Genomic DNA, 17,608 nt, shown 5'->3' with positions numbered 1-17,608 from the left:
ACTAGCCCCCAAGATAGACCTTGTCTTTGGGGCGATAGAACACTTTTTGATCGTGCAGCTTACCCAGAAGATCATGAATGCGCCGCAGAGTGTCTTCGCGGTCCGTCTTGCCGTCTTCCTCCTCATTCAGTGCCGCCTGCGACAGCGCGGCGACCGACCCACGCAACGCCGTTTCGATCAGGTCCATATCCTCGACCGAAAGCTCGATCATGTCGTTATACTGGGGCATTGTCTGCGTCTCCGTGGGTTCTAAAGCAACGTTTCGAGCTAGTGTAACACTTGCTGGCCTAACCCGGTATCACCCTGTGTCGCAGCCTAAAAAAGCAATTTCGCTTTTGGTAAGCAAAAGAAAAAGGCCGCCCCGAAGGACGGCCTTTCGCACTCGAACCGAAGTCAGGCTCAGAAGCCCAGACCTTCGTATTTCTTTTTGAACTTCGACACGCGGCCGCCGGCGTCCATCAGGCGCGACGAACCACCGGTCCACGCGGGGTGCGAGGAGGGGTCGATTTCCAGAGCCAGCTGGTCGCCCTCGGCGCCCCAGGTGGATTTCATCTGAACCACGGTGCCATCGGTCATTTTGACGTTGATGACGTGATAATCGGGATGGATGTCTTTTTTCATCTTTCCGCTCCTTACGCCTCGGCGCCAGCCTTGGGCTTGTAGTTGGTGACTTCGGCGATACGCGCGGATTTACCACGGCGCGAGCGCAGGTAGTACAGCTTGGCGCGGCGAACGCGGCCACGGCGGACTACGGTGATGCTGTCGATGTTGGTCGAATGCAGCGGGAACACACGCTCCACGCCTTCGCCAAACGAGATTTTGCGGACGGTGAACGAACCGGCGATGCCGCTGCCACCTTTGCGCGCGATGCAGACGCCTTCGTAGTTCTGCACACGGGTGCGCGACCCTTCGGTCACTTTAAAGCCGACACGGATAGTGTCACCGGCTTTGAAATCGGGAATGTCTTTCCCCAGGGCGGCAATCTGTTCCGCCTCAAGCTGTGCGATCAGGTCCATCGCAGTTACTCCTATCTGCTCGTGGTTTGTCCACGAAGTTAAGCACGGCCTGAGAGCTCTTGGTCTTCACCGGGTCCTGCGTACAGCCCGCCAGAGGTCAGATCGAATGTTCCTTGTGTCTGGTCCGCTTTGCCGCGCCGTGGCAGAAGAAAGCCGGGCGTCACGACATGATTCAAACCAAAAACACCGGAGACGCGCAGTTGCGGCACCGGATTGCGCTGCTTTAAGGGGTTTGCAGACAGGGATCAAGTCAAAATCGCCATAATTTCAAAGCCGGGCGGTGGGTTTTCGCCGCTCAAAAACTGCACCGTTGCCTTGTGACAGGGATCAGGCATTCTGGAGGGAATTATAAGAGCAGAAATTTAATACAGGAATGGATCATGCGTATAGCGTTGATGCTGGCCGTCACGGCATTTACGACCCTGTCCTGCGGTCGCAGTACCCCACCTCCGCAACAGGTCGCGGCCAAGGCTTTTCTGGGCACCACCTCGCCGTCGGTCATCTACCCTGCCTTTGGCGACGCCGATCCGCATGACTGGGATGGACGGCATCCCGGTCACTATCCGGTGCATGGGTTGGACGTATCGCGCTGGCAGGGGCCAATCGACTGGCACAGGGCCAAGGCGTCCGGCGTCAGTTTCGTGTTCATCAAAGCGACCGAAGGCGGCGATGTGTTCGATCCCATGTTTGACGATCACCGACGCGGGGCGCAGGCGGCGGGTGTGCCGTGGGGGGCATATCACTATTACTATTTCTGCCGCCCGGCACATGAACAGGCGCGGTGGTTCATCAAAAATGTCCCCAAGGGGGCCGACCTGCCACATGTGTTGGACATGGAATGGACCCCGCATTCCCGGACGTGCAGGTTGCGTCCCGATGGCGCCACTGTCCGGGCCGAGGCCAAACGGTTTCTCGACATACTCGAGCGTCACTACGGACGCCGCCCGATTGTCTACACGACCGTGGATTTCCACGGGGACACCGATATCGGACGTTTGCGCGGAACCGAATTTTGGCTGAGGTCCGTTGCCGGGCATCCACACAAAGTCTATTCCAAAGCGTCCTGGCGGTTCTGGCAATATACCGGCACCGGGCTTGTGCCGGGCGTGCAGGGTAAAGTGGATATCAACACGTTCAACGGCCACCCCGAGACCTGGGCGCGCTGGAAAGAGGGTTAATCCTGCGTCTTTTTGTAGTTGTCCCACAGATCGGGCCGCCGTTCGCGAGTGATCTGTTCCGACATCTCATGTCGCCAGTCAGCGATACGCCCGTGGTGGCCGGACATCAGGATGTCGGGGATCTTGCGCCCTTTCCATTCTGCGGGTCGGGTGTATTGCGGATGCTCCAGCAGGCCCGAGGAAAAGCTTTCCTCCTCGGCCGACGCCTGATTGCCCAGCACGCCGGGGATCAACCGCACCGTCGCGTCGATCAGCGCCTGTGCAGCGATCTCGCCACCAGTCATGACGAAATCACCAAGGCTGACTTCCTGTACGCCGTAATGTTCCAGCACTCGTTCATCGACCCCTTCGAAGCGGCCACACATCAGGGTCATGCCGTCGCAACGGGCTAGGTTTTGCATCATGCGCTGATCCATCCGGCGGCCACGAGGGCTGAGGTAGATCAGCGGCCAGTTGCCCTGAATACCCGACATCGTGTGTTCGATCGCCTCGCCCAGCACATCGGCGCGCAGCACCATACCTGCGCCGCCACCTGCCGGTGTGTCATCCACATTGCGGTGCTTGCCGACACCGAACTGGCGCAGATCGACGGTTTCCAGTTGCCACAGCCCTTCCTGCAGAGCTTTGCCGGTTAGGCTTTCTCCCAGCACACCGGGAAAGGCCGAGGGGAAAAGGGTGATGATCCTGGCTTTCCATACACCGTGCAGGTCCGGCGTGGGGGTCATCAGCTCACGCGGTTTCACAGTCGGGCGGATCGCTTTACGGCCGTGGGATTTGCTGGGTTTGTCTGTCATGTCGTGCCGGTCAAAGCGCCTTTCGCGCGTTCAATAATCGCCGTCTTTTGCGCGATCAGGGCGGCCTCGTCCAGACGTGAGCGGTTCAGATCCAGCAATTCCGCCAGAACATCTTCGGGTAGGCGGTTGTTGACCTTAGAGGGCGGTACCAGGAGGTTTGCCTTGTCGCGCGGCAGGTTGAGAAACTCGGCAAAGGGCGTGCCGGGGCCGTAGCGGCGTAGTTGCAGCTCTTCCAACCAATCCGAGGTGACGATCACCGAAGGCAGCCGGTCGCGTATCTGCTGCAAGGTGTCTTCAAGCGATGGCAGATGGTCCATTTTTGACCGGAAAGTATCAAAATCGTGGACCTGCCGCATCCGTTCCAAATCGTGCGCCCATAGGCTGCGCAGCCAACTGCCGCGCTGGCGCAGGGACAGGTAAATCGTGATTTCGACATCTTGCCCGGAAAAACGGTGACGGACCGCATCCACCAGACAGGCAGCAAGTTCCGGGGCGGCTGCATAGCCTTGTTCGACATTGCGGCTGGGGCGCAGGCCCGCAAAGTTTTCCTCACTGACGATCAGCCCGCGTTTTTTGCCGAATTCCAGTGTGCCCAAAAATTCCCGCACCTGTGCCCCGAACTCTGCAAGCGTGCCAACGGTGCCGTAGACAGAGTGGTTGGTCGCGGCCCGTGAGAGCCCGGAATTGCGCGTGCGGTAGGGCAACGCCAGTGCGAAGTGCGGCCAGATCAGTTCGCGGTTATCGTACAGAAAAGATTGCGCCGCAGTGGTGCCGGTCTTGTGCAGGCCCAGATGCAGCAGAACGCGCCGCATCAGAGCAGCCCCTCGGGCGGGTCGGCAATGATTCGACCTTTGTCCAGATCCACTGTCGGCACGGCCTCTAGCGTGAAGGGTAGCAAAACGGTGGCCTTCAGGCCGGGGCCGTGCAGTTCCAGCAGGTCGGTCGCACCGTGGTTCTGTACCGATTTGACCCGGCCCAGCAGGGCGCCGCCCGTGTCATAAACCTCAAGCCCGATCAGATCGGTGTGATAAAATTCATCGTCAGGTAGCGACGGCAATTGATCCCGGCGCGCATAGAGGCGCAGGCCGTTGATGGCATCCGCCTGTTCTTTGGTCTCAACACCGCCCAGACGAGCCGCGAATCCGTTTTTAATCGCGCGCGTCAGAACCAGCGGATACCGTTCCGTGCCAGCTTCGTTGGTCAGAGGAGAGTAGTTTTCGATATCTTCGGGCACCGCGCAAAAGCTTTTCAGGCGCACTTCGCCGCGAACGCCATATGCACCCGCGACACTGCCCACGCAGATCAGATCACTCATTTGGCCCTTCCACCGTCACACATAGTCCATCCTGCCAGTCACCGCGCGCCTCACAGGCATCACGCTGGTTCGAGCGTTCAAAGAACATACCCACTATAAAGGCGATCATCAGCAGGATGGGAAGCCGAATAAGCCCGAACACCGCTAACGTACCTCGATCGGCAGACTGTCCCGCCGTTCTTCCCAGCCCGCGCGTTCCAGTTCTGGCGTGTCGGAAAAATCTTCTGGCCAGCCGATGCAGAAATACCCGATCAAGCGCCAGTTTTTAGGTGCCTTCAAGTCTCGCGCCAACCGGTCCGGGTCCAGGATTGAGACCCAGCCCAGCCCCAGCCCCTCGGTGCGCAGGGCCAGCCAGAACAGAGTTACGGCGGATACGACCGAGTAACGGCGCATTTCGGGCATCGTTCTTGCGCCCAACCCCTGACCTTTTTGCGTGTTGTCGTCGCAGAATGCCGCCAGCTGTACCGGGGCTTCTTGCATCCCAGAAAGCTTCAACTGACTGTAAAGTTGTGCTTTTTCACCGGAATAACCCGCCAAGGCCTGTGCATTCGCAGTTTGGAAATTCTCAAGCGCCGCGGCACGTACGGCCGGGCTTTCGACGCGGATCACCCGCCAGGGTTCGCTTAGCCCCACGGAAGGAGCCAGCCGAAACGCGTCGAGGCAGCGCGTCAGCACTGCCTCGTCTACCGCGTCGGTTCGGAACCGGCGCACATCGCGCCGGAGCCGCATCAGCAGATCGAACTGCGTGCGAAAATCGTCGGTGAAAGTCTGATCCCGCACGCGCTCGCCTGCTTATTCTTCTGCAGCCGCTTCTTCAGCCGGTGCAGCAGCCGCTTCGGCAGCTTCAGCAGCCTTCGCAGCTTTCTCTTCCGCGCGTTCCTGAGCTTTCTTGCCAGGTGTCCCCTTGTTGGGGTTGTTGCGCTCGGCCTTTTCACGGGTGCCAGCTGCTTCCAGCATACGTGCAATACGGTCGGTGGGCTGAGCGCCCTGATCCAGCCAGTACTGAACGCGCTCCATGTTCATTTTCACGCGCTCTTCGCTGTCTTTCGGCAGCAGCGGGTTGTAGGTGCCCAGTTTCTCGATGAAACGGCCGTCGCGCGGCATGCGGCTGTCAGCAGCCACGATGCGGTAGAAAGGACGTTTTTTCGAGCCGCCGCGGGCGAGACGAATTTTCATAGCCATGGTGGTATCTCCTTTGAATGGCGTGTCCGGCGTGGATGCCGGTTAGTTCTGGTGTTTCTTATGATGTCGGATGACTTCCTGAATGATGAAGTTCAGGAAAGCCTTGGCGAAATCGGGGTCCAGATCGGCCTCTTTCGCCAGGTCTTCTAACCGTGCGATCTGCGCTGCCTCGCGCGAGGGATCGGACGGGGGAAGGTCGTGTGCGGCCTTGAGCTTGCCAACAGCCTGCGTGTGCTTGAACCGCTCGCCCAGCGTATAGACAAGGATCGCGTCCAACCGGTCGATGCTTTCGCGATGCTCTTTCAACAGCGCGGCAGCCTGTGTCACAGGGTCGGTCATTGGCCGGTCCTTTCGAGGGTCTGGGCAAGATCAGAAGAGGCAACTTTCGGGTGACGGAATACGAGGCACGGGTTATCCGGTGCCGGTTGTTGCGCATCTGGGTCGATGACTGCGCCGAGACGTTCAGCCAGGGCGATAGACCTGCTGTTCTGCGCATGGATATAGCTAACGATTTCGGTCCAGCCCAAGGTCTTACGAGCGTGCTGCAGTGCAGCCTGCGCAGCCTCAAACGCGATACCCTTGCCTTCGGCGTCTTGGAACAACACCCAACCGATTTCGGTTTCCGGCCACCCATCAGGATAATAGGGACCAACCAAGCCCAAGGCCGTATTGTCCCCTTTGTGGGTCACTGCCCAAAGCCCATAGCCGCGTACCTGCCAGTGCCCCAGAATAGAAACAGCATTGCGCCAAGCGTGCGCACGGTGAACGAAGCCACCTGCATATTTCGAGCGTTCGGAGACATAAAACTCTGTGAGCGCCGGAACGTCTGCCGGCTCAGGCGACCGCAAGATCAGGTTTTCTGTTTCAACGGTGGGAATGATGTGCGAGGTCATGCGTATGCCTCCATCCCACCGTCGCCATCGGCTGAGAGGTGGCGATAGACCAGAGTAACGCCGTCCTCTTCGACAATTTCGCGTTCGACAAAAGCACCAAGTCTTTCCGCCAGACGCTCGGAGCGATCGTTGCCTTTGACGACAAAACTGGCGAGTGTCTCCCAACCGAGTTGATTGAAAGCAAAATCACGGGCGGCAGAGGCAGCTTCAAAGGCATAACCCTGTCCCTCACCGCCTTCGGTGAAGATGAAGCCCAGCTCTGGCTCGGGATCTTCGGGCTCGAACCCGAGTATTACAAAACCCAGCAATTGCGTGTTGTCTTTGGCGTAGACCGACCAAATGCCGTGGCCGCGCAACGACCAGATGGCGACCATCTGGGCGAAATCATACCACGCGTCTTCGCGCGACATGACCGACAGATACCGCGCACGGGGGCTGGCAACGATCTGGGCGTAGGTGTCGAAATCCGACAATTGCGGTGCGCGCAAAATCAGTCGATCAGTCTTGAGCGTTGGGATAACACCCGCCACCCGCGCCGCCAGTTCTGCCGCTTGAGCATTCGGCGCAGCTTCGAACCGGAAGGTCATTGGAAAACCTCCGGTTTGGCGTATGCGCGCAGGGATATGCAGGAAGCGAAAGCCAAGTTACTTCTTCTTCCCGAACCCGCTCAGACCCGGGGGCAGGCCCATGCCGCCGCCCAGTCCGGGCAGGCCACCGGGCATCTTGCCGCCCATTGCCTTGGCCGCTTGTTCCAGTGCCTTGGGGTCCATGCCTGCGGCCATTTCCTCGGGGCTAGGGCCTCCTTTGCCGAACATGCCTTTCATGGCCTGTTTCAGCATCTTGCCTTTGCCCATCTTGCCCATCTTTTTCATCATGTCCGACATCTGTCGGTGCATCTTAAGCAGCTTGTTGAGGTCGCTGACTTCCATCCCCGAACCGGCGGCAATCCGTTTCTTACGGCTGGCTTGCAACAGTTGCGGATTGGCGCGTTCGCGTTTGGTCATGGACTGGATCATGGCGATCTGCTGGCGCAGGATCTTGTCGTCCAGACCGGCCTGATCCATCTGCTTGGCCATTTTGCCCATGCCCGGCATCATGCCCATCATGCCCTGCATGCCGCCCATCTGGATCATCTGTTCCAGCTGCATCTTCAGGTCGTTCATGTTGAACAGACCTTTGACCATGCGCTTCATCATGCGCTCGGTCTGTTCCATCTCCATCGTTTCCTGGGCTTTTTCGACCAGAGCAACGATGTCGCCCATGCCCAGAATACGCCCGGCGATGCGGTCCGGCTCGAAAGTTTCGAGCGCATCCATCTTTTCGCCCAGACCGACAAAGCGGATCGGCTTGCCGGTGACTGCGCGCATCGACAGCGCCGCACCGCCACGGCCGTCACCGTCCATCCGGGTCAGAACCACGCCCGAGATGCCGACCTTGGCGTCGAACTCCTCGGCGACTTCAACGGCAACCTGACCGGTTAGGCCGTCGACCACCAGCAAGGTTTCGCGCGGGTCAACCGCGTTGCGGACCTGCTCGACCTCGTCCATCAGGACTTCGTCGATATGCAGACGGCCAGCTGTATCGAGCATGTAGACGTCATAGCCACCCAGCGTCGCCTGTTGCTTGGCGCGTTTGGCGATGTCGACGGGCCTCTGGCCGGGAACGATCGGCAGGGTATCCACACCGACCTGTGTACCCAGAACCGCCAGCTGATCCATCGCTGCCGGGCGATACACGTCCAGCGAGGCCATCAGGACCTTTTTGCCCTCTTTCTCTTTCAGGCGTTTCGCCAGCTTACCGGTCGTGGTCGTCTTACCCGAGCCCTGCAGACCAACCATCAGGATCGGGGCGGGCGGGTTGTCGATCTTCAGCTTGCCGGGGTCTTCTTCGCCACGCAGGGTGTCAACCAGAGCGTCATGCACGATCTTGACGACCTGCTGGCCGGGGGTGATCGACTTGGTGACGGCCTGACCAGTCGCCTGTTCCTGCACTTTCTTGACGAACTCACGTGCCACCGGCAGCGAGACGTCGGCCTCAAGCAGGGCAACACGGACTTCACGCAGGGCGGTTTTGACGTCTTCTTCGGACAGAGCGCCCTGTTTGGTCAGCCGGTCAAAGACGCCAGAGAGGCGTTCGGATAGATTTTCAAACATGCCTTCGGCCTCCTTCGCCGGTTTTGACTAGGCGCTTCCTACGTAGGAAACACCGGTTGAATACACAATTGCCCCCACGGGCGAAACTCGCTGGTGGGGGGCGATCCCTGAACGACTCAAGGGACCGGAAGATCAGACGCTTCCGGATGTTTGCGGTGGCGGTACGCCAGATGGTCTGAATTGTCAACAACTACCATTGCTTTGCAGTACGGATGCCAGGCTTTATCGTGATTCTCAGGCAACCAAAGGATCCGATGCATGATGACACCAAATTCAGCGGCAAACCCGGAGGTATCCGGGATGGTTGAGAAGAACACCGCGCCCAGAATTGCTGTGATCGCCGCCTTGGAGCCTGAAATTGAAATTTTGCGCAACCGATTAGAAAATCCGAACCCCGTTCGGATTGTTAACACTGAATTCGTGACCGGATGGCTATCTGGAAAGCCAGTCGTAGTTTTCTATTCGGGCGTGTCGATGGTGAACGCGGCCATGACCACACAGCTTGCTCTGGATCATTTCGCTATCTCGACCATAGTGGTCTCGGGCGTTGCGGGCGGCGCTGATCCAGAACTGTCCATCGGTGACATCACGGTGCCAGTTCGCTGGGGCCAGTACATGGAAATGGCGTTCGCGCGCGAAACTGGGAATGGGTTCGAATTGCCGCCCTTTTTCAGCTCAGATTTTCCGAGTTTCGGAATGATGCATACGCTCAATATTAACGTTTCCGATGAGTTTGCAGGACATGAGAAGGGGCGGTTCTGGTTTCCTGCGGATGCCGAACTTTTGGCGGCGGCGCGGGCAGCCGCAGAAAAAGTCACTTTGTCCGATACGACGACTGATGACGGGTCGCTGGCCCGTCAACCCAAAGTTTACGTCGGAGGCGGTGGGGTTTCCGGGACAGCCTTTGTCGACAATGCAGAGTTTCGCAAATGGGCATGTGACACGTTCGAGGCGCGAGTGCTCGATATGGAGACAGCGGCTATTGCGCATGTTGCCGAAGTCAACAAGGTGCCTTTTCTGGCTTTTAGGGCCCTTTCCGATCTGGCCGGCGGAGAAGAAGGTGCTAATCAATTCGATAAGTTCTTGGAGTTGGCGGGTGAAAACCTGGCAAATTTGGTTGAAGCTTTCCTGCAAGAGATTGACTAGAAATATAGCCTTGATTCTGCCAATGCCGCGCGTTTAAAGGCGCCAAATTGGATGGGCAGGAGTTAGAAATGGACGCATCATCTGCTTTTCAGGATACACTGCCGATCAGCTCTGACACGCTGATGGCTCGACTGGACGGTTGGGGGCTGCCCTATCGCTTGCACACACATGTGCCACTGCGCACGGTCGAAGAGTCCAAGGCGGTCGAAGATCAGTTCATGGTGCCGGGCGAAAACGCGCTGCGGCTCAAGAACCTGTACCTGCGTGACAAGAAAAAGCGGAACTATCTGGTGACGCTGGAGCAAAGCCGCGAGATTGACCTTAAGGCGCTGGGGGCCGAGCTGGGCGTGGGCAATCTGTCATTCGGATCGGCGGACCGGTTGATGCAGAACCTTGGTATCCGGCCCGGCGCAGTCAGTCCGTTGGCGATGATTAATGGGGTACAAAACAACGTGCGGTTTTTCATGGACGGCGCCGCTCAGAAGGCGGATGTCATCTATATGCACCCGCTGGTGAACGACCGGACAGTAGCCATGGCACGTCCCGATCTGATGGCATTTTTTGATCGGATCGGTTGCGAGGTCACCTGGCTGCCGTGATCAGCCTTGCAGCGCCTCGTTCAGCGCAGCCGACACATGAGCAGCGGACGGATTGATGAACAGGTTCCCGTCCGCTTCGAACACCGGATCGTCCAGATGATCGGGGAAGGCCAGCGGCAGCTCAGTACAAGCAAGCAGAATGGCGGTTCCGGGTTCTGCGTGTTTGTCGCAGAAAGCCACGAGCCGGGGCCGCGCAGAATCAGAGGCGCCGCCGTAGAAGTCGCTGTCGATCATGGATTGCATCTCGGCAATATCCTCTTCGGGCAGGCGGTCATTGGCAGAAATGCCCTCTTGGGCAAGCCGACCGGCATAATCGGTGGCCTGCATGGTGACCGAGGTGCCCAGGACCAACGCCCTTGAAGCGCCCGTAGCAGCAGTGACCTCGGCCGTGGCGTCGAAAATACTGAGAATAGGCATTGAAACGCCCTGCCGGATCGCGTGCAGCCGCGCATGTGGGGTGTTCGAGGCAATAATCCCGAAATCACAGCCCGCACGTTCCAGCGTAAGCAGGGCTTCGCGGAAAACAGCATCGAAACCGGCCCAGCTGGCCTCGTCTCCGGCCACGCCACGCAGCGCGCGGGTTTTGGCTTGTGTCACAGACTCGATGGTCATCGGCGGGATCGGCAGTGGCGAACCGTGCCCGCGCTCGGCAAAATGGCGGCTCACGCCTTGGGCAATCGCCCGGTAGTAATCAACGGTCGAGGCCCAGCCGACGCCACCCAATATGCCGATCTTTTTCATAACAAACGCCCAGTCTGCCAGTTCCTGTTCAGGCGCAGACTGGACGTTTCGGGGCACAAAGGCCAGAGGGGATCAGGCCGCCAGTTCGGTCACGGCCTTGTGGGCGTTGCTCAGCGCCGCTTCGGCATCCAATGCCATTTTGTCAGCGGCTACGATCTCAACATCTGTGATGCCGATGAAGCCCAGCACATGACGGACATAGTTGGTGGCAAAGTCGATCTCAGACCCAACTGCTGTTCCGCCCGACGCGATCGCCAGCACAACGCGCTTGCCGCCCAGCAGCCCTTTGGGGCCGTTCTCGGAGTACGAAAATGTCAGGCCCGCCCGGGCCACCAGATCAATCCAGGCCTTGAACGCGGCGGGAACCGAGAAGTTATAGATCGGCAGGCCGATCACGATGGTGTCGGCGTCCTGCAGCTCGGCCACCAGAGTATCTGACAGACCCAACTGCTCGCGCTGCGCGTCGCTGCGTTGGTCGGCAGGTGTGAAGTTGGCATTGATCCACCCTTCGGTCAGCAGGGGCAGGGGGGTCGCCAGATCGCGGCGAATGATGCGGGCCGCGCCAAGATGCTTGACGATGCGGTCCGACAGGTCACGGGTGGCCGAACCTTCGCGGCGGGCTGAGGCGTCGATATGCAGGATGGTTTTGGTCATTTCACTTGGTCCTTGTGACAGGGTTTTGCGTCTGAACCGAATATGGACATTGCGTCTGCGAACAAAACTCGGATATATCAACATTGACTGTTGGAAATTGCACATAAGAAAATTGCCATGGACAATTGGGATGAAGTGAGAACCGCCTATCAGGTTGCCCGCATGGGAACAGTAAGCGGTGCGGCTGAAGTTCTGGGTGTGCACCACGCCACTGTGATCCGACATATCGACGCGATCGAAGCGCGGCTGGGCGTCAAGCTGTTCCAGCGGCACGCGCGCGGATACACACCGACAGAGGCGGGTGAAGACCTTTTGCGCGTCGCGCAGGCGACCGAGGATCAGTTCAACCAACTTGTCGGTCGTATGAAAGGACGCGGCGACGACGTTGCCGGTGAGCTGGTGGTTACGTCATTGGCTTCGCTTGCACCGCTTGTGGTGCCGGTGCTTGGCGAGTTTCAACAACTCCATCCCGGCGTGATCGTCCGCTATTTGACCGGGGATCGGCTGTTTCGTCTGGAGTATGGTGAGGCCCACGTTGCCATTCGTGCCGGATCGGTGCCGGATCAGCCCGACAACGTGGTGCAGCCCTTCTGGAACCAGGAAATTGGTCTGTACGCCAGTAAAGACTATATCGCGCGTCGGGGCATCCCGTCGGGCATTGATGACTTTGCCAACCACACGTTTGTTGGCGATGACGACGAAAACAGCCGTGCCCCATTCTCGCAGTGGTTGCGGCAGCATGTGCCGGCTGAGGCGATCACTTTCCGATGCTCGAACAATTTCACTATGCGTCAGGCGGTGCTGTCCGGGGCCGGGATCGGCTTTATGGCACGCTGGGAAACGGCGCAGAACCCTGATTTGCAGGAGGTTATGCCCCATCTGCCTGATTGGTCCGGTAAACTGTGGTTGGTGACACATGTGGACCTGCATCGCACGACCAAGGTGCAGGCGTTCCTAACCTTCCTGAAAGACCGTATGAAAGAGTGGAAGGCGTGACACCGCAGGCTCAAGGTCATCTGGCTATGCTTGCTTTTTCGGCGCTCGTGGCGGGCAGCTTTTCATTGGGCTCGATGATCGCCAATCAGATCGCACCAGAGGCGATCACTGCGGCGCGCTTTCTGATTGCATCTGTGGTGATTGGGATCGCAGCGCTGTTGACCACCGGACTACCGCGCAGTGCGGCGCAGGCACCTTGGCGCTATCTGGTGCTTGGAGCATTGTTCGCCGCCTATTTCGTATTGATGTTCCATGGGCTGAAGACAGCACCGCCAGTCAGCGCGGCGGCTGTATTCACACTGACTCCGGTCATGTCGGCAGTGGCAGGGTGGGTGTTGCTGCGGCAAATCACTACACCAAGAATGGCTCTGGCGCTGTCGGTCGGCGCAGTTGGCGCTTTGTGGGTTATTTTCCGAGCGGATTGGCAGGCATTTAAAGCGTTTCAGATCGACCGCGGGGAAATCATCTATTTCTTTGGCTGCGTGGCGCATGCAGTCTATACGCCGATGGTGCGCAAGTTGAATCGGGGCGAGCCGGCGGTGGTGTTTTCCTTTGGCACTTTGGTCGCGGGCTGCCTATTGCTGACACTCTATGGCTGGTCCGAGATTCGCGCGACCGATTGGGCCAACCTGCCGCTGATCGTTTGGATCGGGTTGCTGTATGTGTCGATCTTTGCGACGGCTGTCAGCTTTGTTCTTGTGCAGTTTTCGACCCTGCGGCTGCCCTCGGCCAAGGTCATGGCTTACACCTACCTGATCCCCAGTTGGGTAATTTTATGGGAAATTTCTCTGGGCCAGCAGCCACCCACCTTATTTGTGTTCGTAGGAGCGATCCTGACGGTTGTCGCCCTTGTGCTGCTGTTGAAATCCGAAGAGCAATCCAGCGGTTCAATGTCTGCGGTACCCAAATGAGGCTTGTATTCGGATTGGATTTTGCGAGCGTGGATCAGAGGCAACCCACAGGCAACAGGCCATGAAACCAGTATTTTATCTGATCGCAGCGGCGGGTTTGTCCGCTTGTACTCAAAACGGCGGCGGCACTTCTGTTTCTGAGGCCGACCTGCAAGGCAGCTGCGAGGCGCTTGTGTCGGCCGAGACTGGGGTTCGGCCCGAAGATGTAACAGCCTTTCAACCACGACTGAGCCGACCGGGTCTGTGACAACGGTATCTGTGGTCGGGGCGCAGGCGCCCTGGCTTTGCCGCGCCGATCCGTTTGGGGTCATCACTGGCGTTGAATATAGTCAGGAGGGATAGTTTCTCTGGCCTAACTGGCCGTTGAGGCAGATCAAAGATTAAACATTCGGATTTTCTTATGCTTTGGGCTGAGGAGGAATTCGCCATGTACACCCACATCATGTTCCCTGTTGATCTGCACCTGCCGCCCGAGGTTCGCAAGGCTGCTGATGTTGCAGCTGAAGTCGCAAAGTGGCAGGGCGCGAAGATTACGGTTGTCAGTGTGACTGGAACCCAGCCAGGTGATCCGGTGCAATCGGACGCCACAGTGAACGAAGATTTGCGCACATTCGCGGATCAACTGGCCAAGAACAGCGAGGCCGAAGTTGAGTTTCGCAACATTCACTCGGTCGATGTCGCGGCTGAGGTTGATGGCGATCTGATGCGCGCTGCCGAGGAAATTGGTGCGGATCTGATCGTTGTGGGGACTCATGCGCCACGGATCACCGATTATATCTTTTCCAGCCACGCGGGGTATCTGGCCAACCACGCCAAGGTCTCGGTTTTTGTTGTGCGCGGAATTTAAGGCTCGTCCGTAGCTGGAAGTTCGATTTCCAGAAACCGCTCGAACGCGTCCAGATTGACCGGTTCGAACTGTCCGAACCCCTGCATCCAGACCGAGGCCGCGCGCAGGGCGTCCGGTTCCAGTTTGCACCACTTGACCCGGCCACGTTTTTCCTGAGAGATCAGCCCGGCTTTTGTCAGGATCACTAGATGTTTCGAGATCGCCGCCAGCGACATCTCGAACGGTTCGGCCACGTCGGTGACGGCCATGTCATCCTCAAGCAACATCGCAAGGATTGCGCGGCGCGTGGGGTCGGCGAGGGCTGCGAAGACGGTGTCGAGATCGTTGGACATGTCTTCGCTGAACCACAGCCTTGGGGTTTGGTCAACCATTTGGTTGAATATGCGGATTCAGCGGCTGCGGTGCAAGCCACGGCAAGAGTTTGGAGTTTCCCGTAATGTGATGTGTGGAAAAGTAATGAAATAACAGTTAGTTAACCTGCGGCAATTCAGGCGTTCAACGCCGTTGACTCTGCGCCCTTAGCCCCTTAGCACCCTACCCAAGACTGTACGAGGAATACGTCCGTGACCGATGATGACCAAAAGCAGCGTATGGCGCAGCTGGAGGCCAAGATCGAAGCGGCCAAAAAGGCCAAAGCGCCCAAACCTCGTGCGGATGCTGACGTGTCCGGGGGCGAGCTTGCCTGGAGGATGGTCATCGAAATGGTATCCGGTCTGGGGATCGGATTTGGCATCGGATACGGGCTGGACAGCCTGCTCGGGACGATCCCGATTTTTCTGGTGCTGTTCACATTGCTGGGCCTTGTCGCGGGCGTGAAGGTTATGCTCCGCAGCGCGAAAGAGGTTCAAGAGAAACAAGCGGCGGCTGAGGCGGCCGAGAAGGACGAGAGGGACTGAACGTGGCAACTGAGACCACCGCAGCAGAAGGCAGCAGCCTGGTTTTCCACCCGATGGATCAGTTCATCGTTAAGCCGTTGTTCGGTGACGGTGGCATTGCATGGTACACGCCGACCAACGTGACCCTGTGGCTGTTCCTGGCGATTGCGGCGATCTTTGGTCTGCTTGTGCTCAGCACCTCGAAGCGCGCGATTGTTCCGACCCGGATGCAGTCGGTGGCCGAACTGGCCTATGGCTTCATCTACAAGATGCTGGAAGACATCTGCGGCAAGGAAGGCGTCAAGTACTTCCCCTATGTCATGACCCTGTTCATGTTCATCGTCTGCGCAAACTTCCTGGGCATGATCCCCATGTCCTTTACCACTACATCGCATTTCGCCGTGACCATCCCGCTGGCGCTGTCGGTCTTCCTGACCGTGACCGTGCTGGGCTTCGTCAAGAACGGCGCCGCGTTCCTGGGCCTGTTCTGGGTCTCCAGCGCTCCGCTGGCGCTGCGCCCGGTTCTGGCGATCATCGAGCTGATCTCGTACTTTGTGCGCCCGGTCAGCCACTCTATTCGTCTTGCCGGTAACGTCATGGCAGGCCACGCCGTGATCAAGGTGTTCGCAGGCTTTGCCGCGATTGCCGCGATCTCGCCCGTGTCCGTTCTGGCGATCACCGCAATGTATGGCCTTGAGGTCCTCGTGTCCTTCATCCAGGCCTACGTATTCACCATTCTGACCTGTGTTTACCTGAAAGATGCGCTGCATCCTTCGCACTAAGGTCTGATACCCCAACATCGAAACTTCCAATTCGTAAGGAGATACATCATGGAAGGCGATCTCGCACACATCGGCGCAGGCCTGGCAGCAATCGGTTCCGGCGCAGCCGCAATCGGGGTGGGCAACGTTGCAGGCAACTTCCTGGCCGGCGCCCTGCGCAACCCTTCGGCGGCTGCTTCGCAGACCGCAACCCTGTTCATCGGTATCGCGTTCGCAGAAGCCCTGGGGATCTTCGCATTCCTGGTCTCGCTGCTGCTGATGTTCGCCGTATAATCTGCGGAACCTGATCCTTACGCGCAGGTGGGTCCAAGCCATAGCGGCCCACCTGTTGTAAAGACAAGTTTCCGACGGAGGATATCATGGCGACTGAACCCCTTACAGAAGAGGTAGCTGGCTCGTGCGTCGACTCCTATGGCTCTGCCATCGGGATGCCGCAGCTCTGCTTCGATTGGTTCCCCAACCAGATCTTCTGGCTGGTCATTACGCTGGTCGTCATCTTTCTGGTCCTGTCCCGCGTGGCTCTGCCCCGCATCGCGGCAATCCTGGCTGAACGTCAGGGGACCATTACAAATGACCTGGCTGCGGCCGAAGATCTGAAGGCCAAGGCGGTCGAGGCCGAAGAGGCCTATAACAAGGCACTGGCCGATGCCCGTGCCGAAGCGCAGCGTATCGCTGCCGAAGCCCGTGCTGAAATCCAGGCTGGTCTGGATGACGCGATTGCCAAGGCGGACGCGGAAATCGCTGCAAAGGCGGCTGAATCGGAAAAGGCAATTGCCGACATCCGTGCTGGTGCGCTGGAAAGCATTCAAGTGGTTGCCAAGGATACGGCGGCTGAACTGGTCACTGCACTGGGCGGCGAGGCGGATGCCAAAGCCATCGACGGTGCCGTCGACGCGCAGATGAAAGGATAAGTGACATGCGGAACACTCTTGCCCTTATCCTGACCGTCGGTGCCGCCAGCCCTGCGCTGGCCGCAAGCGGCCCGTTCTTCTCGCTTGGCAATACCGACTTTGTCGTGACGCTGGGTTTCCTCGTCTTCATCGCGGTCCTGTTCTATTTCAAGGTCCCATCGATGATCGGCGGTGCGCTGGACAAACGTGCCGAAGGCATCAAGTCCGAGCTGGACGAAGCCCGCGCCCTGCACGAAGAAGCCCGCAGCCTGCTGGCCTCGTATGAGCGTAAACAGCGCGAAGTACAGACCCAGGCAGATGCCATCGTGGCGGCGGCAAAAGACGACGCAGCTTTGGCGGCTGAGCAAGCCAAGGCCGATCTGGAAAAATCCATCGCACGCCGTCTGGCGGCTGCGCAGGATCAGATCGCATCGGCTGAAGCTTCGGCTGTGAAGGAAGTCCGCGATCAAGCCATCACCGTTGCTGTTTCGGCAGCCAACGCTGTGCTGGCCAAGCAGATGACGGCGACTCAGGCCAACAAACTGATCGACGCGGCGATTGCCGATGTAGGTGAGAAACTGCACTAAACGCCTGCAGTGTTGAGACATCAGAACCCGAGAGCTTCCGGCTCTTGGG

Annotated in this window: 28 protein-coding genes; 12 read left to right on the top strand and 16 right to left on the bottom strand. The window is 58.6% G+C overall.

Going from position 1 to position 17,608, the window contains the following annotated elements; genetic code table 11:
• Window position 1: 1 nt before the first annotated feature.
• The 3 genes from ACR0LN_RS15425 to rplS all read right to left on the bottom strand — a co-directional run bounded on the left by ACR0LN_RS15425 (window position 2) and on the right by rplS (window position 1,016).
• The gene (locus ACR0LN_RS15425) at window positions 2-229 is read right to left on the bottom strand and encodes a hypothetical protein (protein ID WP_480430857.1); all 228 of its coding nucleotides are present in this window, start codon (window positions 227-229) and stop codon (window positions 2-4) included.
• Window positions 230-399: 170 nt separating this feature from the next.
• Window positions 400-621, bottom strand: coding sequence for a 50S ribosomal protein L31 (rpmE, locus tag ACR0LN_RS15420; RefSeq protein ID WP_170428949.1), 222 nt, complete (start codon window positions 619-621; stop codon window positions 400-402).
• Window positions 622-632: 11 nt separating this feature from the next.
• Window positions 633-1,016, bottom strand: a complete 384-nt coding sequence (rplS, locus tag ACR0LN_RS15415; protein ID WP_170328369.1) for a 50S ribosomal protein L19 — start codon at window positions 1,014-1,016, stop codon at window positions 633-635.
• Window positions 1,017-1,396: 380 nt separating this feature from the next.
• Between rplS and ACR0LN_RS15410 the strand changes: the two genes are divergently transcribed.
• Window positions 1,397-2,194 (top strand): glycoside hydrolase family 25 protein, encoded by a 798-nt coding sequence (locus ACR0LN_RS15410; RefSeq protein WP_480430855.1) that lies wholly within the window; start codon window positions 1,397-1,399, stop codon window positions 2,192-2,194.
• Here ACR0LN_RS15410 and trmD read toward each other — a convergent pair.
• Genes trmD through ffh form a run of 10 tightly spaced genes read right to left on the bottom strand, consistent with a single transcriptional unit; the run spans window position 2,191 to window position 8,531 of the window.
• Entirely contained in the window at window positions 2,191-2,988 is a 798-nt protein-coding gene (trmD, locus tag ACR0LN_RS15405) for a tRNA (guanosine(37)-N1)-methyltransferase TrmD (RefSeq protein ID WP_480430854.1), read from the bottom strand. The genes ACR0LN_RS15410 and trmD overlap by 4 nt on opposite strands.
• Window positions 2,985-3,800, bottom strand: coding sequence for a hypothetical protein (locus tag ACR0LN_RS15400; RefSeq protein WP_480430852.1), 816 nt, complete (start codon window positions 3,798-3,800; stop codon window positions 2,985-2,987). The genes trmD and ACR0LN_RS15400 overlap by 4 nt, the downstream gene beginning before the upstream one ends.
• Window positions 3,800-4,303 carry a ribosome maturation factor RimM gene (gene rimM, locus ACR0LN_RS15395; RefSeq protein ID WP_480430851.1) on the bottom strand — a complete coding sequence of 168 codons (504 nt, stop codon included), beginning with the start codon at window positions 4,301-4,303 and terminating at the stop codon, window positions 3,800-3,802. The genes ACR0LN_RS15400 and rimM overlap by 1 nt, the downstream gene beginning before the upstream one ends.
• Window positions 4,296-4,445 carry a hypothetical protein gene (locus ACR0LN_RS15390; protein WP_480430849.1) on the bottom strand — a complete coding sequence of 50 codons (150 nt, stop codon included), beginning with the start codon at window positions 4,443-4,445 and terminating at the stop codon, window positions 4,296-4,298. The genes rimM and ACR0LN_RS15390 overlap by 8 nt, the downstream gene beginning before the upstream one ends.
• Window positions 4,446-4,447: 2 nt before the next feature.
• The gene (gene bluB, locus ACR0LN_RS15385) at window positions 4,448-5,083 is read right to left on the bottom strand and encodes a 5,6-dimethylbenzimidazole synthase (RefSeq protein WP_480430847.1); all 636 of its coding nucleotides are present in this window, start codon (window positions 5,081-5,083) and stop codon (window positions 4,448-4,450) included.
• 12 nt (window positions 5,084-5,095) lie between these two features.
• Window positions 5,096-5,485, bottom strand: coding sequence for a 30S ribosomal protein S16 (rpsP, locus tag ACR0LN_RS15380; RefSeq protein WP_170428928.1), 390 nt, complete (start codon window positions 5,483-5,485; stop codon window positions 5,096-5,098).
• Window positions 5,486-5,527: 42 nt separating this feature from the next.
• Window positions 5,528-5,824 (bottom strand): chorismate mutase, encoded by a 297-nt coding sequence (locus ACR0LN_RS15375; protein ID WP_480430845.1) that lies wholly within the window; start codon window positions 5,822-5,824, stop codon window positions 5,528-5,530.
• On the bottom strand, window positions 5,821-6,378 hold the full coding sequence (locus tag ACR0LN_RS15370) for a GNAT family N-acetyltransferase (protein ID WP_480430843.1): 558 nt from the start codon (window positions 6,376-6,378) through the stop codon (window positions 5,821-5,823). The genes ACR0LN_RS15375 and ACR0LN_RS15370 overlap by 4 nt, the downstream gene beginning before the upstream one ends.
• Window positions 6,375-6,965: a GNAT family N-acetyltransferase gene (locus ACR0LN_RS15365; protein WP_480430840.1), complete on the bottom strand. Its 591-nt coding sequence runs from the start codon at window positions 6,963-6,965 to the stop codon at window positions 6,375-6,377. Before ACR0LN_RS15365 ends, ACR0LN_RS15370 begins: the two co-directional genes overlap by 4 nt.
• 57 nt (window positions 6,966-7,022) lie before the next feature.
• Window positions 7,023-8,531: a signal recognition particle protein gene (gene ffh, locus ACR0LN_RS15360; RefSeq protein WP_480430838.1), complete on the bottom strand. Its 1,509-nt coding sequence runs from the start codon at window positions 8,529-8,531 to the stop codon at window positions 7,023-7,025.
• A gap of 258 nt (window positions 8,532-8,789) precedes the next feature.
• Here ffh and ACR0LN_RS15355 point away from each other — a divergent pair, with 258 nt between their 5' ends.
• Together ACR0LN_RS15355 and ACR0LN_RS15350 are read left to right on the top strand one after the other, a co-directional pair.
• Complete coding sequence (locus ACR0LN_RS15355; protein WP_480430836.1) at window positions 8,790-9,677, top strand: 5'-methylthioadenosine/S-adenosylhomocysteine nucleosidase; 888 nt, start codon at window positions 8,790-8,792, stop codon at window positions 9,675-9,677.
• A 68-nt stretch (window positions 9,678-9,745) separates the two neighbouring features.
• The gene (locus tag ACR0LN_RS15350; protein ID WP_480430834.1) at window positions 9,746-10,276 is read left to right on the top strand and encodes a prolyl-tRNA synthetase associated domain-containing protein; all 531 of its coding nucleotides are present in this window, start codon (window positions 9,746-9,748) and stop codon (window positions 10,274-10,276) included.
• On the opposite strand, the gene ACR0LN_RS15345 is transcribed toward ACR0LN_RS15350, so the two are convergent.
• Together ACR0LN_RS15345 and ACR0LN_RS15340 are read right to left on the bottom strand one after the other, a co-directional pair.
• Entirely contained in the window at window positions 10,277-11,017 is a 741-nt protein-coding gene (locus ACR0LN_RS15345) for an aspartate/glutamate racemase family protein (protein WP_480430832.1), read from the bottom strand.
• Window positions 11,018-11,089: 72 nt separating this feature from the next.
• On the bottom strand, window positions 11,090-11,671 hold the full coding sequence (locus tag ACR0LN_RS15340; RefSeq protein ID WP_480430830.1) for an FMN-dependent NADH-azoreductase: 582 nt from the start codon (window positions 11,669-11,671) through the stop codon (window positions 11,090-11,092).
• A 117-nt stretch (window positions 11,672-11,788) separates the two neighbouring features.
• Between ACR0LN_RS15340 and ACR0LN_RS15335 the strand changes: the two genes are divergently transcribed.
• From ACR0LN_RS15335 to ACR0LN_RS15320, 4 genes are all read left to right on the top strand, one after another.
• Window positions 11,789-12,667 (top strand): LysR family transcriptional regulator, encoded by an 879-nt coding sequence (locus ACR0LN_RS15335; RefSeq protein ID WP_480430828.1) that lies wholly within the window; start codon window positions 11,789-11,791, stop codon window positions 12,665-12,667.
• A 26-nt stretch (window positions 12,668-12,693) separates the two neighbouring features.
• A complete protein-coding gene (locus tag ACR0LN_RS15330) occupies window positions 12,694-13,578 on the top strand; it encodes a DMT family transporter (protein ID WP_480430826.1) in 885 nt (294 codons plus the stop codon).
• 61 nt (window positions 13,579-13,639) lie between these two features.
• The gene (locus ACR0LN_RS15325; protein ID WP_480430824.1) at window positions 13,640-13,825 is read left to right on the top strand and encodes a hypothetical protein; all 186 of its coding nucleotides are present in this window, start codon (window positions 13,640-13,642) and stop codon (window positions 13,823-13,825) included.
• A 180-nt stretch (window positions 13,826-14,005) separates the two neighbouring features.
• Entirely contained in the window at window positions 14,006-14,425 is a 420-nt protein-coding gene (locus ACR0LN_RS15320; RefSeq protein WP_480430822.1) for a universal stress protein, read from the top strand.
• On the opposite strand, the gene ACR0LN_RS15315 is transcribed toward ACR0LN_RS15320, so the two are convergent.
• Window positions 14,422-14,757, bottom strand: coding sequence for an ArsR/SmtB family transcription factor (locus ACR0LN_RS15315; protein WP_480430965.1), 336 nt, complete (start codon window positions 14,755-14,757; stop codon window positions 14,422-14,424). The genes ACR0LN_RS15320 and ACR0LN_RS15315 overlap by 4 nt on opposite strands.
• Before the next feature lie 231 nt (window positions 14,758-14,988).
• Here ACR0LN_RS15315 and ACR0LN_RS15310 point away from each other — a divergent pair, with 231 nt between their 5' ends.
• The 5 genes from ACR0LN_RS15310 (at window position 14,989) to ACR0LN_RS15290 (ending at window position 17,559) form a co-directional block, all read left to right on the top strand.
• Window positions 14,989-15,321: an AtpZ/AtpI family protein gene (locus tag ACR0LN_RS15310; protein WP_480430820.1), complete on the top strand. Its 333-nt coding sequence runs from the start codon at window positions 14,989-14,991 to the stop codon at window positions 15,319-15,321.
• Between the two features lie 2 nt (window positions 15,322-15,323).
• Window positions 15,324-16,082: a F0F1 ATP synthase subunit A gene (locus tag ACR0LN_RS15305; protein WP_480430819.1), complete on the top strand. Its 759-nt coding sequence runs from the start codon at window positions 15,324-15,326 to the stop codon at window positions 16,080-16,082.
• Window positions 16,083-16,130: 48 nt separating this feature from the next.
• Entirely contained in the window at window positions 16,131-16,355 is a 225-nt protein-coding gene (locus ACR0LN_RS15300) for a F0F1 ATP synthase subunit C (protein ID WP_005981269.1), read from the top strand.
• Between the two features lie 86 nt (window positions 16,356-16,441).
• Window positions 16,442-16,993, top strand: a complete 552-nt coding sequence (locus tag ACR0LN_RS15295; protein ID WP_480430817.1) for a F0F1 ATP synthase subunit B' — start codon at window positions 16,442-16,444, stop codon at window positions 16,991-16,993.
• Window positions 16,994-16,998: 5 nt separating this feature from the next.
• On the top strand, window positions 16,999-17,559 hold the full coding sequence (locus tag ACR0LN_RS15290; RefSeq protein WP_480430815.1) for a F0F1 ATP synthase subunit B: 561 nt from the start codon (window positions 16,999-17,001) through the stop codon (window positions 17,557-17,559).
• Window positions 17,560-17,608: the final 49 nt, after the last annotated feature.

Source organism: Ruegeria sp. AA6 (assembly GCF_056542865.1).
Note: the sequence above shows the minus strand (reverse complement) of the source record. Positions and strands in the feature narration are given on the sequence as shown.